Genomic DNA, 15,666 nt, shown 5'->3' with positions numbered 1-15,666 from the left:
TAAGCATAAATCAGATTCACGGCCCCCTACGCGGAACAAACCTGCGCCAATTTCTGACTGCGCCGCCAAGCCAGCCGTCCCAGGGTAATCGCCCAGTTGCACAAGGCGACAGCCAGAATAATCCACAGCAACGCCGCCATCCCGAAATGGACGATGACCTGCCCGGCCAGCCACGGAAAGCCGAATACCCCCACAAAATATCCCATGCTGAACAGCACTAGCGCTTGCGGCATATACCCGGGGGGAGCTTCGTTGGCTGCCAGGCCGTTGATCACCGAATAGGTCAGGCCATAGCCAACCCCAAGCACAACCGCAGCCAGCAAATAGGTGAGGCCAGAACTGACGAAAAACATCAGCATCAGCACCGACACCACGATCAATGCCGTCAGCAGGCAAGACATCACGTAGGGATCGCGCTTGACGATAAATCCTGCTACCAGCAGGCGGCAGAAGGTCGCAGCGCTCATAAAGCCCAGAAAGAACCACGAATAATCCAGTTGGTTAAGCGCGGCATAAGAGGTCTGGAAACTCGACAAACCACCGAAAATCGCGCCGCCCAGCCCGACCATCACAATAGCCAATACGGCTTTGGAGCGCAGCACCACGGCGGCGGCCCTGGGCGTGATCTTGCACACGGTGACCGGCCCCTGGCCTTTGATCTTCGGGCCAATCAGCAAAAACATCAGGCCACCCAGCAGGCTGGCAATGGCTGCCACCATAAATGCCGATTCCAGCGGATAACCCAACCCCTGTGCCGCGCGACCGAGCAGCGGGCCAGTGCCGATCCCGGTCATCATGCTGCCCGACAGCAAGGCGAAGTACTTCACCCGTTGTGCAGGGGCGATGATCATGGCCACGACGATTGGCCCCAGGGTATAAAACACCCCCCAGCCCAACCCCAGCAGCAAGCCGAACAGCAGCACCGCTGCACCATAGGCTGGCACGCTGGCGAAACCCAGGCAGGCCGCAGCCAGCAGCAGCGCTCCGGCAGCGATGGCCCGGGGGGCGCCGAACAGGTCGGTCAGGTGCCCGGAAAAAATCACCGCTACAAAGGTGCTGAGCATGGCCGCCGAAATGATCGTGCCGGCATCCGATTCACTGCCACCGTGGGCCCTGAGCATCATGGCGAGTAAAAACGTGGTGCCGTAAGACAGCGACAACAGATAGCTGGCAAGGCAGAACAGGCCGAAGACGCCCTTGGCCTGAGCGGGCTGGGTGGATGACATGGGGTCTTCCTTGAGGTTCGATTATTGTTTTTTGCGTCGAACCTTAATAACAGACAACCCGGCTGAGTCAGGATGCAAACCTTTGAATCCTGAGATGGGCCTGTTCTAAACAAACCCGTCTCAGCCTCGCTGCACTGATTGGCGACTACTCAGGCCGGTTTCAGGCTTGCGCTTTGATTGGCGCGGGAGATCACCGTGATCACCGCCAATGCCGCAATCACCAATCCTGGCGAAGTGGCCAGCAGTACTCCTGCGGTACCGGCTCCGGCTGCGAGAATCTGCCCTGCAGCCAGGGGGCCAGCGACCGAACCCAAACGGCCGATGGCCACCGCCGCACCGACACCAGTGGCGCGTACGGAGGTCGGGTACAACGGCGGAGCCATTGCATACAGCACCAGTTGAGCGGCCATCACAAACAGGCCCACGGCAAAGCCTGCCGTAGCCACGGGCACAATCCCCACTGAAAAACCGATCGCCGCCAGGGCCGCCAGCAAACCGGCATACACCGCCAGCACCACTTTGATCGGGTTGCAGCGGTCCAACAGCAGGCCGCCCAGCAAGGAGCCCAAGGTACCGCCGATATTGAACAGCATTTGCACCATGCCCGCCTGTGGCTTGGTGAAGCCCTGGTCGAGCAGCAGCGTGGGCAGCCAGTTGAGCAGCATGTACATCACGGTGAGGGTGAAGAAATAGCTGAGCCACAACGCCAGGGTCGAGGCTCCGCGACCTTCGCCAAACAGGGCCTGGCCGGTGGATACCCGCAGGGTATGGCTGACGTCCTGGCGGAACACCCGGGATTCTGGCAACAGAATGATCATCAGCGGTACCACCAGCAGCGGGGCCAGCCCTCCGATGATAAAGGTGGTTTGCCAGTGCTCATGGGCGAACATCGCCACCACCGCCGCCAGTGCGCCGCCCAAGGGCACGCCGCAGTACATGATGCTGATGGCGGTGCCGCGACGGCGCTCGTCCACCGCTTCGGCACACAGGGCAATCAGGTTGGGCAATGCCGCGCCCAGGCCCAGGCCCGTCATGAACCGCACCAGCAGCAAGTGCGAGTAGCTGTCGACATAAGCGGTCAGCAACGAGAAAACGCCAAACAGGATGACTGCGCCAACCAGGATTTTTTTACGGCCTATACGGTCGGCAATCCATCCGCCAAAAAAGGCCCCCGGCAGTAGGCCGATGATCCCTGCACTGAACACCCAACCCATCATTTTCGGGTCCAGGGTGAAGCTCTGGCGCAGGCCCGCGGCGGCAGTGCCGGCGGCTTGCAGGTCAAATCCTTCGATAAGCGCAACGATAAAGCACAAAGCGATTGTCAGCGTCGAACGCTGCTGTGGAGTGTTCATGGGCGAACCTCATTATTGTTTTTGTAGGGGGGCTTTCTGCGAGTCGAATAAAGATTAACAAAGATAACTAAAAAAAGAAGCTGTGAGCGTTTTTAGCCTTAAATATGGATTTGAACCGTATAGGACGCGGTTATGGAGGTTTCAATACAGTTGGTGATCAATATAGATAATAAACATAACGTTCGATTATCGATCAGTTGAGATTGACGTTGCTCGGGCTTGTTTCCATTCTCCGCTCAGGAAACGCCAATAGAGCGTTCCGGTTCTGTCAAAAAAAACAATAAATGGACACTCGACATGCATACGCTCAACCAAGGTGCATTACGCTTTTTCCCTCTTTCGTGGATTGCCCTCTGCCTGTGCTCCACGCAGCTTTCGGCGCAGGGATTTATTGACGACAGCCACGGTACCCTGACCCTGCGCAACTACTACATGGACCGTGACTACAAGGATGGCGGCGCCAAGACGTCGACCCGGGAGTGGGCCCAGGGTTTTATCGCCAATATGGAATCGGGCTTTTCTCAGGGCACAGTGGGTTTTGGTCTGGATGTGCGCGGTTTGCTGGGGGTCAAGCTGGACTCATCCCCCGATCGCAGCGGCACCGAACTTTTGCCGATCAACAGTGACAAGCAGGCGGCCGACGAGTACTCGCGGCTGGCCTTTACCGGCAAGATGCGTATCAGCCAGACCACGCTCAAAGCCGGTGATGTGTCGATTTTTCTGCCGTTTGCCTTTGCCAGCCCCTCGCGCCTGCTGCCGCAGACTTTTCGCGGGGCCATCCTCAGTTCCAAAGAGATCGACGGCCTGACCTTAAACACCGGCTATATCGACGCCATCAACAAACGCGATTCCACCAACTACCAGGCCATGACCATCGCTTCACCCAATGGCCGTTTCAGGGGCTCGGCCGAGACCTCGCACCTGGCTTATGCCGGAGGTGATTATCAGGTCAACAAGGCACTGAGTCTGCGTGTCTACCATGTCGAGGTGGCGGATCTGTACAAGCAAAGTACCCTGGCCCTGGTGCATAACCTGCCGTTGGGCGATGGCGTGCTGACCAGCGACTTGCGCAGTTTTTTCAGTGACGAGGCAGGCAGTGCCAAGGCGGGCCAGGTCGACAATATCAATGCCTCGGCGTTGCTGGGTTATCGCTTGGGCGGGCACACCCTGAGCCTGGGTTATATGCATGCCAGTGGTGACACGGCCACGCCGTATATCGGCGGTACGGAGCTGATGGGCATGAGCGAGATGACCATGAGTTCGGACTTTCTCAATGCCCGGGAACGCACCTGGCAAGCCATCTACGATTATGACTTTACGGCGTTGGGGGTGGTGGGATTGAAAGGGCGGTTGCGTTATTTGCGCGGGGACAATATCGAGTTGGCAGCCTTGAATGCCGATGACCGCAAGGAGCGGGAATTTCAGATGGAGCTGGGTTATGTGATCCAGAGCGGGCCGCTGAAAAACCTCGGACTTCTGGCACGCAAATCGATATACCGCAACGACTTCCCGACCGGGGCCGCCTTTCGCGACGAAAACCAGACCCGCTTCCTGGCGATCTATACCTTGCCGATCTGGTAGGGCGCCAACAGGTGCAGCGAACCTGAGATTGTTTGATTTGGCTTTTGATCTGCTTTTGATTTACTCGCCTTCCGGGAGGCTTCATTCGGGTTCTGCGTAGTGAGTCGACCGGTATGGATGCCGGGAGAGCCGTGACGGCGGGTCTACGCAGCGGGGCCGAAGCGAGGGCTGTACGATGGTGCCTTTTTGGGTACCTTTGTGGCTGTTTGACAAATGTGCCTCGCCGTAAGGGCGAAGCCAATATTCCAGTTACACGCGAAGGCTGGATATGTACTCGAAATCCCAGTTAGAGCCACCGAGTCAATATCCATGCTTTACGTGAGCAGGGTATCTACGGTGATGCGCAAGCTCCGCCATCGTCAGTTCTGGTAGACCTTCTTCAACAACCGCAGCAGCTCTTCGCGTTCGGCGCTATCCAGCGCCGAAGTTGCGTCGATATCACTTTGCGCGGCAATGGACTTGAGTTCCTTGAGCAGCGCTTCACCCGTTTTGCTCAGGAAGATACCGTAGGAACGCTTGTCCGGCTTGCACCGCACCCGCACCGCCAGCGCCCGGCTCTCCAGTTTGTTCAGCAATGGCACCACTTGCGGCGGCTCAATGGCCAGCGCACGCGCCAGGTCGGCCTGCATCAGGCCCGGATGCCGGTCGATGATCGCCATCGCCGAAAACTGCGCCGGGCGCAGGTCATGCACCGCCAGCCGGCCAATCAGGTTCTGGAACAGCTTGAGCTGGGCCCGCCGCATGGCATAGCCGATCAGGTCGTCCAGCGCAGTGTCCAGGGGCGCCTGCACGTCCGGGCTTTCTGGCATGGCAACAGGGGTGTCGGCAGAAGGGGCAGGCTTGGTCATGGAAAGTAGGATCCTCGCGTGAATGAAGTTAATAAACCTATCTAGTTTGCCGCGATTGCCGGTTGATAGCCACCGCTGCTTTATTTTGCGTGTGCTTGCAGGAAATAAATTCGGTTAATTTAATTAATGGTTAATTGACATAACTAATTTTGCCGGTTAGTTTTTAGTCATCTTCAAGCGAACAACAAGAGAGCAGATCGCCATGAGCCAATACGAAGGCCGCTGGAAAACCGTTAAAGTCGAAATCGAAGACAGCATCGCCTGGGTGATTCTCAATCGTCCGGAAAAACGCAATGCCATGAGCCCGACCCTCAATCGCGAAATGATCGACGTGCTGGAAACCCTCGAGCAGGATCCGGACGCTGGCGTGCTGGTCCTGACCGGTGCCGGCGATGCCTGGACTGCGGGCATGGACTTGAAGGAGTACTTCCGTGAAGTGGACGCCGGTCCTGAAATTCTCCAGGAAAAAATCCGCCGCGAAGCTTCGCAATGGCAGTGGAAGTTGCTGCGCATGTATGCCAAGCCGACCATCGCCATGGTCAATGGCTGGTGCTTCGGTGGTGGTTTCAGCCCGCTGGTGGCCTGTGATCTGGCCATCTGCGCCGATGAAGCGACCTTCGGCCTGTCGGAAATCAACTGGGGCATTCCGCCGGGCAATCTGGTGAGCAAGGCAATGGCCGACACCGTGGGCCATCGTCAGTCGCTGTACTACATCATGACCGGCAAGACCTTTGGCGGGCAAAAGGCCGCCGAGATGGGCCTGGTCAATGAAAGCGTGCCGCTGGCACAGCTGCGTGAAGTCACCATTGAGCTGGCGCGTAACCTGCTGGAGAAAAACCCGGTGGTGCTGCGTGCCGCCAAGCATGGCTTCAAGCGCTGCCGCGAGCTGACCTGGGAGCAGAACGAAGATTACCTCTACGCCAAGCTCGATCAGTCGCGTCTGTTGGACACCGAAGGCGGCCGCGAGCAGGGTATGAAGCAGTTCCTTGATGACAAGAGCATCAAGCCCGGCCTGCAAGCCTACAAGCGCTAAGCTCGGCGTTCAGGGGGCGCTGGGCGCACCCTGCAAAAGCATTCCCGATAACGACAATAAAGAGGAATCACCATGTTGGACGTGCCCCTGCTGATCGGCGGAAAGTCGTGCCCGGCCCGTGATGGCCGAACGTTTGAACGCTGTAATCCGGTCACTGGCGAGGTGGTGTCCCGCGTGGCCGCCGCCACCCTGGAAGATGCCGATGCTGCGGTTGCGGCGGCGCAGGCCGCGTTCCCGGCGTGGGCTGCGCTGGCAGCCAATGAGCGGCGTACCCGCTTGCTCGCCGCTGCCGAGCTGATGCAGGCGCGGGCCCCTGAGTTTATTGCCGCGGCCGGGGAAACCGGGGCCATGGCCAACTGGTATGGCTTTAACGTCAAGCTGGCGGCGGGCATGTTGCGCGAAGCAGCGTCCATGACCACGCAAATCAATGGTGAGGTAATCCCCTCCGATGTGCCCGGCAGCTTCGCCATGGCGCTGCGCCAACCGTGCGGCGTGATCCTCGGCATTGCGCCCTGGAATGCCCCGGTGATTCTCGCCACCCGCGCCCTGGCCATGCCGCTGGCGTGCGGCAACACCGTGGTGCTTAAGGCATCCGAGCTGAGCCCGGCGGTGCACCGGCTGATCGGTCAGGTGTTGCAGGACGCGGGGCTTGGAGATGGCGTGGTAAATGTGATCAGCAATGCCCCGGCCGATGCCCCGGCGATTGTCGAACGCCTGATTGCCAACCCGGCGGTGCGCCGGGTCAACTTCACCGGTTCGACCCATGTGGGGCGCATCGTCGCCGGGCTGGCGGCGCGGCATCTTAAACCGGCACTGTTGGAACTGGGGGGCAAGGCACCGTTTCTGGTGCTGGACGATGCCGATCTGGATGCCGCGGTGGCGGCAGCAGCCTTCGGCGCTTACTTCAATCAGGGGCAGATTTGCATGTCCACCGAGCGGTTGATCGTCGACAGCAAAGTGGCAGATGCCTTTATCGCCAAGCTGGCAGCCAAGGTTGCGACCTTGCGCGCAGGCAACCCCGAGGCTGGAGATTCGGTACTCGGCTCACTGGTGGACACCGATGCCGCTGTGCGGATCAGGGCGCTGATTGACGATGCCGTGAGCAAAGGTGCGCGGCTGGTAGTGGGCGGTGAAGTTGAAGGCAGCATCATGCAGCCGGCTTTGCTCGATGGCGTGACTGCGCAAATGCGCCTGTATCGCGAAGAGTCCTTTGGCCCGGTGGCCGTGCTGATGCGCGGGGACGGGGACGAGGCGCTCTTGCAATTGGCCAACGACTCCGAGTTTGGCCTGTCGGCGGCGATTTTCAGCCGTGACACCGGGCGTGCCCTGGCACTGGCCCAACGGGTCGAGTCGGGTATTTGCCATATCAACGGCCCTACGGTTCACGACGAGGCGCAAATGCCCTTTGGCGGGGTCAAGGCCAGCGGTTATGGCAGTTTTGGCGGCAAGGCTTCGATCGAGCAATTCACCCAGTTGCGCTGGGTCACCCTGCAGAACGGACCGCGTCACTACCCGATCTGACCGTCTGCACAAGGCATAACAATAACAAGCAAGCAGCCACGGGCTGCCATGCCTGCGCCATGCCGCTTGATTGCCGGACGGGCAGCGCATGCCTTGCTGGAGGAACACCACGTGAGTTACGAATCCATATCCCATATCCAGGCCGATGTGGCCCAGCCGCGTTATCGCCAGGTAGCCATCGGTCATCCTGCGGTCGAGGTGATTGAAGAGGGTGGCATCTTGCATATGCGCTCCCTTGAAGCGCTGGCACCCAGGCCCGAACGCTTGCTCGATCGCCTGTTGCACTGGGCACAGGTACGCCCCGGGCAGACCTTTATCGCGGCCCGCGACAAGTGCGGCGAGTGGCGCCACGTCAGCTACGCGCAGATGCTTGAAGATGTGCGCGCCATTGCCCAAAGCCTGCTTGCCTATGACCTGTGTGCCGAGCGCCCGCTGGCGATTCTGTCGGGCAACGATATAGAGCACTTGCAGATGGCTCTGGGCGCGATGTACGCCGGCATCCCTTATTGCCCGGTATCCCCGGCTTATTCGCTGCTGTCCCAGGACTTTGCCAAGTTGCGCCATGTGTGCGACCTGTTGCAGCCGGGGCTGATTTTTGTCAGCGACACCGTGCCCTTTAAGCGGGCAATCGACGCAGTACTGCCGGGCACTACCCCGCTGGTTGCGGTGCGTGGCGACATCAGCGGGCGCGCTCAGGTCAGCTTTGCCAGCTTGCTGGAGCAGCCGGGCGCTGCCGAGGCCGAGGTGGCTTTCAAAGCGAGCGGCCCGGACAGTATCGCCAAATTTCTCTTCACCTCGGGTTCGACCAAACTGCCCAAGGCAGTGATCACTACCCAGCGCATGCTCTGCGCCAACCAGCAAATGCTGCTGCAGACCTTCCCGGTGTTTGCCGAAGAACCGCCCGTGCTGGTGGACTGGCTGCCCTGGAACCATACCTTTGGCGGCAGTCATAACCTCGGTATCGTTCTGTACAACGGCGGCACCCTGTACCTCGATGGCGGCAAACCGACCGCCCAGGGCATTGCAGAAACCCTGCGCAACCTCAAGGAAATCTCGCCCACGGCGTACCTCACCGTGCCCAAGGGCTGGGAGGAACTGGTGAGCGCGCTGGAGACCGACAGCGAACTGCGCGAGCGTTTTTTTGCCCGCATCAAGCTGTTCTTTTTTGCCGCCGCCGGGCTTTCGCAAAGTGTCTGGGACCGGCTCGACCGGGTTGCAGAACAACACTGTGGCGAACGTATACGCATGATGGCCGGGTTGGGCATGACTGAAGCCTCGCCGTCCTGCACCTTCACCACCGGCCCCTTGTCCATGGCCGGTTATATCGGTTTGCCTGCGCCGGGTTGTGAGGTTCGCCTGGTACCGGTGGACGGCAAGCTGGAAGGGCGTTTTCGCGGGCCGCATATCATGCCCGGCTATTGGCGCTCCCCCGAGCAGAGCGCCGAGGCCTTTGACGCTGACGGCTTTTACCGCTCCGGTGATGCGATCAAGTTGGCCGATCCCTGTAACCCGCAATGGGGACTGATGTTCGACGGTCGCCTGGCTGAGGACTTCAAGTTGTCTTCCGGGGTCTTTGTCAGCGTGGGGCCCTTGCGCAACCGCGCAGTGCTGGAAGGGGCGCCCTATGTGCAGGATCTGGTGATTGCGGCGCCGGATCGCGAATGCCTGGGCGCCCTGGTGTTTGCCCGGCTGTACGAGTGCCGCCAGTTGGCGGCTTTGCCTGCCGGGGCCACGGATGCGCAAGTGTTGGCCAGTGCCCCGGTGCGCCAGTGGTTTGCCGACTGGTTGCAGCGCCTCAATCGTCAGGCCAGCGGCAATGCCAGCCGCCTGGAGTGGATTGCGCTGCAGAATGACGCGGCGTCGATCGATCGTGGTGAAATTACCGACAAGGGCTCGATCAACCAGCGCGCGGTGCTGCAATGGCGTGCGGCCCAAGTAGAGGCGTTGTATCGGGGGCTGGAGCCGTCGATCCTGCGCGCAGGCAAGTCTTCGTGAAGCCATTGGGGCAATACACGGTATTCAACGATGTGGCCATCCTTGAGGCCGTGCGTACACCCTGGGTCGACCTGGGCGGGGCGCTGGCCCAGGTTTCACCGATCGATATGGGTATCAAGGTTGGCCGTGAAGTATTGGCCCGGGCCGGATTGGATGGGCGGGCGGTGGATTCGGTACTGGCCGGCTCGATGGCCCAGGCCAGTTTTGACGCCTACATGCTGCCTCGGCATATAGGCCTGTACAGCGGGGTGGCGCAGCAAGTACCGGCGTTGGCGGTACAGCGTATTTGCGCCACCGGATTTGAGTTGCTGCGCCAGGCTGCGGGGCAATTGCAAGACGGCATGGAGTTGGTGCTGTGCGTGGGTACCGAGTCCATGTCGCGCAACCCGGTTGCCGCCTATACCCATCGTGGCGGGTTCCGGCTGGGGGCCGCAGTGGAGTTCAAGGACTTTCTCTGGGAGGCCCTGTTCGACCCGGCCCCGGCGGTGGACATGATCGTCACCGCGGAAAACCTGGCCCGGCGTTATGGCCTGAGCCGTGATGCGGTCGACGCTTATGCCCTGAACAGCCATCAGCAAGCACTGCAGGCCCAGGCCAGCGGCTGGCTGGCAGCCGAAATTGTCACGCTGGGCAATGAAGTGTTTGAGCTGGAGGGCTATCAGCCCCGGGGCATCAGCCTGCCGCGCCGCTGCGATGCGGTCAGCCGCGACAGCCACCCGCGCCCCACTGATGCCTTGGCCCTGGCCAGGCTTGAGGCAATCCATCGTGACGGGGTGCAAACCGCTGGCAACAGTTGTGCGGTGGTCGATGGTGCGGCGGCTGCGCTGGTGGGGCGCGCTGTAGCAGGGCAGCCGGTACTGGCCCATCTGCTGGCCACGGCGGTGGTTGGCGTGGCGCCGGAGTTGATGGGTATTGGCCCGGTACCCGCCATCGAGTTGTTGCTGCAACGTAGCGGCCTGAGCCTGGAGGCTATCGGCCGGTTTGAAATCAACGAAGCCCAGGCTGCCCAGGTACTGGCAGTGGCCCGGGCGCTGGAGCTGGACAAGCCAAGGCTCAACTGCCGGGGTGGCTCGATTGCCCTCGGACACCCGCTGGCGGCCACCGGTTTGCGCCTGGTACTGACCCTGGCCCGACAATTACGCGAGCAGAACCTGCGCTATGGCATTGCGGCGGCCTGTGTCGGCGGCGGCCAGGGCATGGCGGTACTGATCGAAAATCCCGACTTTTCAACGATTTGAGGTGTTCCCATGTGGCAGTACCAGGCGCCGCTGCGCGATATGCAGTTTGTTCTTGAACACTGGCTAGAAGCCCCGCAGGCATGGGCTCAAACCGAACGGTTAGCGGGGCTGGATCTGGCACTGGCGCAGCAGATTCTGGAAGAGGCTGCGCGTTTTGGCAGCACTATCCTTGCGCCGCTCAACAGCAGCGGCGACCGTGAGGGCTGTCGTTTCGAGGCCGGGCAAGTGGCGACTCCAAACGGCTTTGTCGAGGCCTATCGGGCCTATGCCGAAGGCGGCTGGCCCGCCCTGGCCTGCGACGAGGCCTATGGCGGGCAGGGGTTGCCGCAGTTGCTCGATGCCGCGTTGCAGGAAATGCTCTATGCCAGCAACCACGGTTGGGCCATGTACACCGGGATCGCCCATGGTGCCTACCTGTGCCTCAAGGCCCATGCGCCGCAGTGGATCAAAGCGCGTTATTTACCGCAGATTGTCAGCGGGGAAGTGCTGCCCACCATGTGCCTGACCGAGCCGCAGGCGGGCAGCGATGTCGGCCTGCTGCGCAGCCGTGCCGAGCCGCAAGGCGATGGCAGTTATCGGGTGAGCGGCAGCAAGCTGTTTATCTCCGGCGGCGAACATGACCTGAGCGCCAATATCCTCCATCTGGTGCTGGCCCGATTGTCCGGTGCGCCTGAGGGCAGTCGTGGGATATCGCTGTTTCTGGTGCCCAAATTGCTGGATGACCACTCGCTCAATAACGTGCGTTGCGATGGCATTGAACACAAGATGGGGATCCGTGCCAGTGCCACCTGCTCGCTGGTGTTCGAGCAGGCGCAAGGCTGGCTGATAGGTGAGGCCCATCGCGGTCTGGCCGCGATGTTTGTGATGATGAATTCGGCGCGACTGCATGTCGGCCTGCAGGGGTTGGGGCATGCCGAAGCGGCCTGGCAGAACGCTTACAGTTATGCCTTGGAGCGCAAGCAGATGCGTGCCCCCGTGCGGCCTGCCGGGGCCCATGCCGAAGCGGCCGATCCGATCTGTTTTCACCCGGCCATGCGCCGCACCTTGCTGGAACTGCGTGCCTGCACCGAAGGCATGCGTGCCGCGGGTTACTGGGTGGCGCACCTGCTCGATCAGGCTGAACACCAGGTAAGTGCAGTCGAGTGTCAGCGAGCGCAGCAACTGGCCGAACTGCTGACGCCAGTGATCAAGGCATTTTTCACTGAACAGGGCTTCTGCCTGGCCAGCAACGCCTTGCAGGTGTTTGGCGGCTACGGTTATGTGCATGAGTTTGCCATCGAGCAAACCCTGCGTGACAGCCGCATTGCGATGATTTACGAAGGCAGCAACGAGATCCAGGCCAATGACCTGTTGCTGCGCAAGGTACTGGGCGATAAAGGTCAGGTATTTAGCCAATGGCTGAACGTAATGTGCGAAGAAGCGACACAGGCGCTGACAGTCCCTGATTGCTGCGGCTTTGGTACAGAGTTGGCGGTGCTCTGTGACAAGCTTGCAGACGTGGTTGATGCGATCAGCAAGCGGGCCGTTGAGGAGGGTGAATACCCTTATCGGGTGGCCGGTGACTTTTTACAGTTGTGCGGCTTGGCCCTGCTGGGGTTTGCCTGGACGCGGGCGGCGCGGGTGTCCCGGGGGCTGGTAGCAACTGATCCGCTGCGGGCCTGTAAGCTGCAAACCGCACAGTTCTTTTTTGCCTATCTGCTACCTGCTGCGGACTACCGCATTACGTCTATCCATGCCGCGCAGGCAAGCCTGGCGTTTGTTGAGTAACAGGGAGCGAACATTAGTTTTAGTGGATCCAATAAGTCGAGTTTCCAGCGGGTAATTGAATCGCGCTTGGCTGTCGGGGGCCTTGCGGCGAGACTGGTCGATAATCGAACGGTAAAGATCGTACTTGGGTGGATATATAACTGATTGATTTATATGGTTTTAATGTAAGGCTTTAAGCTCTCTGTCGCTGTAGTTATGACGGATCCTCCATTTCCCTATATTGCCTATGGATCCATTAACGGGTTGACTAGCGCCCTGGCGATGGCTGGATCCCCTCCTGACCGTTGCTCATAAAAAAACAAAAAAAGGGTCTCGTCATGAAAGGCTTATCCAGAGCGCAGAGCTACCTGAGTTCTGCCCGCTTTATGTCTGTGTGCACTACCGTGTTTTGCCTGGCCGATCGCCAAAGGCAGGTGCAGTGATGGCTGTCGATTTGAAAGCTCGCATGGATAATGGCCCGATGGTGGGGTTTCAATGGCTCGCCATCGGCATTTGCATCGTTCTGAACATGATCGACGGCTTTGATGTGCTGGTCATGGCGTTTACCGCCGCATCGGTGTCGGCCGAGTGGGCCCTGAGCGGTGCGCAGATCGGCATGCTGCTCAGTGCCGGTCTGTTCGGCATGGCCGCAGGCTCGCTGTTTATCGCGCCCTGGGCCGACCGTATCGGGCGGCGTCCCTTGATCCTGTTGTGCCTGGTGGTCAGCGGCACGGGTATGTTGCTCTCGGCGTTGAGTCAGACCCCGACACAATTGGCATTGCTGCGCGGGCTGACCGGTTTGGGGATCGGCGGGATCCTGGCCAGCAGCAACGTGATTGCCAGTGAATACGCGAGTAAACGCTGGCGTGGTCTGGCAGTAAGCCTGCAATCCACTGGTTATGCCCTCGGCGCAACACTCGGCGGCTTGCTGGCGGTGTGGCTGCTGACCCATTGGGGCTGGCGTTCGGTGTTTGTGTTTGGCGGGCTTGTCACCTTTGCGGTAATCCCGCTGGTGCTGCTGTGGTTGCCCGAGTCACTGGACTTCCTGTTGGCGCGCCGCCCGGCTACGGCCTTGCAGCGTATCAACAGTCTGGCCCGGCGTCTGGGGCAACCAGCCCTGAGCCAGTTGCCGGCGGCGGTGAGTTCGACCGGGACCAGTTCCGGGCTGACCAAACTGCTGGCGCCTGCCATGCGTCGTACCACCTTGTTAATCTGGTTGTTGTTCTTCCTGGTGATGTTCGGCTTTTATTTTGTAATGAGCTGGACGCCAAAACTGCTGGTATCGGCCGGGCTCTCCGCACAGCAGGGGATTACCGGCGGGGTTTTGTTGAGCGTGGGCGGGATCTTCGGCGCGGCCCTGATTGGTGGTTTGTCTTCACGCTGGCCGCTGACCCGGGTGCTGTCGCTGTTTATGCTGATTACCGCCGGGTTGCTGGTGCTGTTTGTCGGCTCCGGATCTTCGGTGATGAACGCGTTGGGGCTTGGTTTGCTGATCGGGCTGTTTTCCAACGGCTGCGTTGCCGGGCTCTATGCGCTCTCACCTGTGGTATATGACGCTTCGGTCCGTGCCACGGGTGTGGGCTGGGGTATCGGCATAGGCCGTATCGGCGCGATCTTGTCGCCCATCGTCGCCGGCTTCCTGCTGGATGCCGGTTGGCAGCCGCTGCACCTGTACGGGGTGTTCGCCGTGGTCTTCGTGATCGCGGCGGGTTGTTTGCTGCTGCTCAAACCTGCTGCGGCGCCGTTACAGCCAGTACTGGTCAGGGCCTGATTTCACCCGCTGAGCAAAGCCCGGCCTGGCCGGGCATTTACCCCATACCTATCTAACCGGGCAGGCCGTAACAGCTGCGGGGAACGGCTGCGCCCGGAAACCGGAGAACAATAATAATGAAGATGCTTACAGGTTTACTGTCGTTGTCGGTGTGTGCCTCGACTATGGCTCAGGACGAAGGTTTCCTTGAGGGTGCGAAAGCCGATTTGTTGCTGCGCAACTACTACTTCAACCGTGATTTTCGAGATCACAGCGCAGGCAAAAGCAAGGTCGATGAATGGGCCCAGGGTTTTATTCTCAAGTTCAGCTCCGGTTACACACCAGGGGCGGTGGGCTTTGGGTTGGAAGGAATTGCCATGCTCGGGGTCAAGCTCGACAGCAGCCGGGTTGCCAGCGGTTCCGAGTTGCTGCCGGTAAACAGTGACGGGCGGGCGGCGGACAATTTTGCTCGGGCAGGGCTGGCGGCCAAGGCGCGTTTTTCGGCTACCGAGCTGAAACTCGGTGAGTTGCTGCCGGATGTGCCGGTGCTGCGTTACGACGATGGCCGCCTGCTGCCGCAAACTTTCCGGGGGGCCATGCTGGTGTCTAAAGACATTGACGGGCTGGGTTTGCAGGCGGGGCAATACCGGGCGGTGAGCTTGCGTAATTCTTCGGATATGCAGGACCTGTCTGCGTGGGCAGCTCCGGGGGTAACTTCGGACCGGTTCAATTATGCCGGTGCGGAGTACCGCTTTAATGAGCAGCGCACACAGATCGGCGCGTGGCATTCGCAGTTGGCCGATATCTATCAGCAAAGCTATTTCAACCTGCTGCACAAACAGCCAGTGGGTGATTGGGTGCTGGGCGCCAACCTTGGCTACTTTATAGACAAGGACGATGGCAGTGCACGTATCGGCCAGATCAGCAGCCGCACGGCGTACGGGCTGTTTTCGGCGGCCACCGGTGGTCATACGCTGTACCTGGGATTGCAGCGGGTGAGCGGCGACAGTGGCTGGATGTCGGTGTACGGCAGCAGCGGGCGAACCCTGGGCAATGACATGTTCAACGGTAACTTCAGTAACGCTGACGAACGTTCCTGGCAGGTGCGCTACGACTACAACTTTGCTGCGCTTGGCGTACCGGGGTTGCTGGCGATGGTTCGTTACGGGTATGGCGACAACGCGACGACCAAGCAGGGCACCAACGGCAAGGAGTGGGAGCGTGATACCGAGGTGGGCTATACCATCCAGAGCGGAGCGCTGAAGAACCTGAGCTTGCGGGTCAACAACGCCACCAACCGGCGCAGTTTCAACAGTGACTTCGATCAGACCCGGGTGGTGGTGAGTTATCCGTTGTCGATGTGACCCAGTCTTGCA

The 15,666-nt window shown here is 60.2% G+C and carries 11 protein-coding genes; 8 read left to right on the top strand and 3 right to left on the bottom strand.

The features are described 5' to 3' along the window. Window positions 1–26: 26 nt before the first annotated feature. Together ACZRMH_RS12190 and mhpT are read right to left on the bottom strand one after the other, a co-directional pair. On the bottom strand, window positions 27–1,226 hold the full coding sequence (locus tag ACZRMH_RS12190; RefSeq protein ID WP_464013598.1) for an MFS transporter: 1,200 nt from the start codon (window positions 1,224–1,226) through the stop codon (window positions 27–29). Window positions 1,227–1,375: 149 nt separating this feature from the next. After that, window positions 1,376–2,578 carry a 3-(3-hydroxy-phenyl)propionate transporter MhpT gene (gene mhpT / locus ACZRMH_RS12185; protein ID WP_464013597.1) on the bottom strand — a complete coding sequence of 401 codons (1,203 nt, stop codon included), beginning with the start codon at window positions 2,576–2,578 and terminating at the stop codon, window positions 1,376–1,378. A gap of 297 nt (window positions 2,579–2,875) precedes the next feature. On the opposite strand from mhpT, the gene ACZRMH_RS12180 reads away from it, so the two are divergent. Beyond that, window positions 2,876–4,159 carry an OprD family porin gene (locus ACZRMH_RS12180; RefSeq protein ID WP_464013596.1) on the top strand — a complete coding sequence of 428 codons (1,284 nt, stop codon included), beginning with the start codon at window positions 2,876–2,878 and terminating at the stop codon, window positions 4,157–4,159. 359 nt (window positions 4,160–4,518) lie between these two features. Here ACZRMH_RS12180 and ACZRMH_RS12175 read toward each other — a convergent pair whose 3' ends face one another. Next, window positions 4,519–5,007, bottom strand: a complete 489-nt coding sequence (locus ACZRMH_RS12175) for a MarR family winged helix-turn-helix transcriptional regulator (RefSeq protein ID WP_464013595.1) — start codon at window positions 5,005–5,007, stop codon at window positions 4,519–4,521. A gap of 202 nt (window positions 5,008–5,209) precedes the next feature. Here ACZRMH_RS12175 and ACZRMH_RS12170 point away from each other — a divergent pair, with 202 nt between their 5' ends. The 7 genes from ACZRMH_RS12170 to ACZRMH_RS12140 all read left to right on the top strand — a co-directional run bounded on the left by ACZRMH_RS12170 (window position 5,210) and on the right by ACZRMH_RS12140 (window position 15,654). Next, entirely contained in the window at window positions 5,210–6,040 is an 831-nt protein-coding gene (locus ACZRMH_RS12170) for a p-hydroxycinnamoyl CoA hydratase/lyase (RefSeq protein ID WP_464013594.1), read from the top strand. Between the two features lie 72 nt (window positions 6,041–6,112). Beyond that, window positions 6,113–7,561, top strand: coding sequence for an aldehyde dehydrogenase (locus ACZRMH_RS12165; RefSeq protein ID WP_464013593.1), 1,449 nt, complete (start codon window positions 6,113–6,115; stop codon window positions 7,559–7,561). 96 nt (window positions 7,562–7,657) lie between these two features. Beyond that, window positions 7,658–9,556: a feruloyl-CoA synthase gene (locus ACZRMH_RS12160; RefSeq protein ID WP_464013618.1), complete on the top strand. Its 1,899-nt coding sequence runs from the start codon at window positions 7,658–7,660 to the stop codon at window positions 9,554–9,556. Further along, window positions 9,553–10,794 (top strand): thiolase family protein, encoded by a 1,242-nt coding sequence (locus tag ACZRMH_RS12155; RefSeq protein WP_464013592.1) that lies wholly within the window; start codon window positions 9,553–9,555, stop codon window positions 10,792–10,794. The genes ACZRMH_RS12160 and ACZRMH_RS12155 overlap by 4 nt, the downstream gene beginning before the upstream one ends. A gap of 9 nt (window positions 10,795–10,803) precedes the next feature. Next, entirely contained in the window at window positions 10,804–12,561 is a 1,758-nt protein-coding gene (locus tag ACZRMH_RS12150) for an acyl-CoA dehydrogenase (RefSeq protein ID WP_464013591.1), read from the top strand. 421 nt (window positions 12,562–12,982) lie between these two features. After that, the gene (locus ACZRMH_RS12145) at window positions 12,983–14,311 is read left to right on the top strand and encodes an MFS transporter (RefSeq protein WP_464013590.1); all 1,329 of its coding nucleotides are present in this window, start codon (window positions 12,983–12,985) and stop codon (window positions 14,309–14,311) included. Window positions 14,312–14,433: 122 nt separating this feature from the next. Next, on the top strand, window positions 14,434–15,654 hold the full coding sequence (locus tag ACZRMH_RS12140; protein WP_464013617.1) for an OprD family porin: 1,221 nt from the start codon (window positions 14,434–14,436) through the stop codon (window positions 15,652–15,654). The last annotated feature ends 12 nt before the right edge of the window (window positions 15,655–15,666 follow it).

The organism is Pseudomonas sp. B414, from assembly GCF_055408445.1.
This window is presented reverse-complemented; position numbering and strand designations above follow the sequence as displayed.

What these genes read in the sequence shown, in the direction of transcription:
- ACZRMH_RS12190 (WP_464013598.1), bottom strand. Translation starts at nt 1,226, where the DNA reads ATGTCATCCACCCAGCCCGCTCAGGCCAAGGGCGTCTTCGGCCTGTTC.
- mhpT (WP_464013597.1), bottom strand. Translation starts at nt 2,578, where the DNA reads ATGAACACTCCACAGCAGCGTTCGACGCTGACAATCGCTTTGTGCTTT.
- ACZRMH_RS12180 (WP_464013596.1), top strand. Translation starts at nt 2,876, where the DNA reads ATGCATACGCTCAACCAAGGTGCATTACGCTTTTTCCCTCTTTCGTGG.
- ACZRMH_RS12175 (WP_464013595.1), bottom strand. Translation starts at nt 5,007, where the DNA reads ATGACCAAGCCTGCCCCTTCTGCCGACACCCCTGTTGCCATGCCAGAA.
- ACZRMH_RS12170 (WP_464013594.1), top strand. Translation starts at nt 5,210, where the DNA reads ATGAGCCAATACGAAGGCCGCTGGAAAACCGTTAAAGTCGAAATCGAA.
- ACZRMH_RS12165 (WP_464013593.1), top strand. Translation starts at nt 6,113, where the DNA reads ATGTTGGACGTGCCCCTGCTGATCGGCGGAAAGTCGTGCCCGGCCCGT.
- ACZRMH_RS12150 (WP_464013591.1), top strand. Translation starts at nt 10,804, where the DNA reads ATGTGGCAGTACCAGGCGCCGCTGCGCGATATGCAGTTTGTTCTTGAA.
- ACZRMH_RS12145 (WP_464013590.1), top strand. Translation starts at nt 12,983, where the DNA reads ATGGCTGTCGATTTGAAAGCTCGCATGGATAATGGCCCGATGGTGGGG.
- ACZRMH_RS12140 (WP_464013617.1), top strand. Translation starts at nt 14,434, where the DNA reads ATGCTTACAGGTTTACTGTCGTTGTCGGTGTGTGCCTCGACTATGGCT.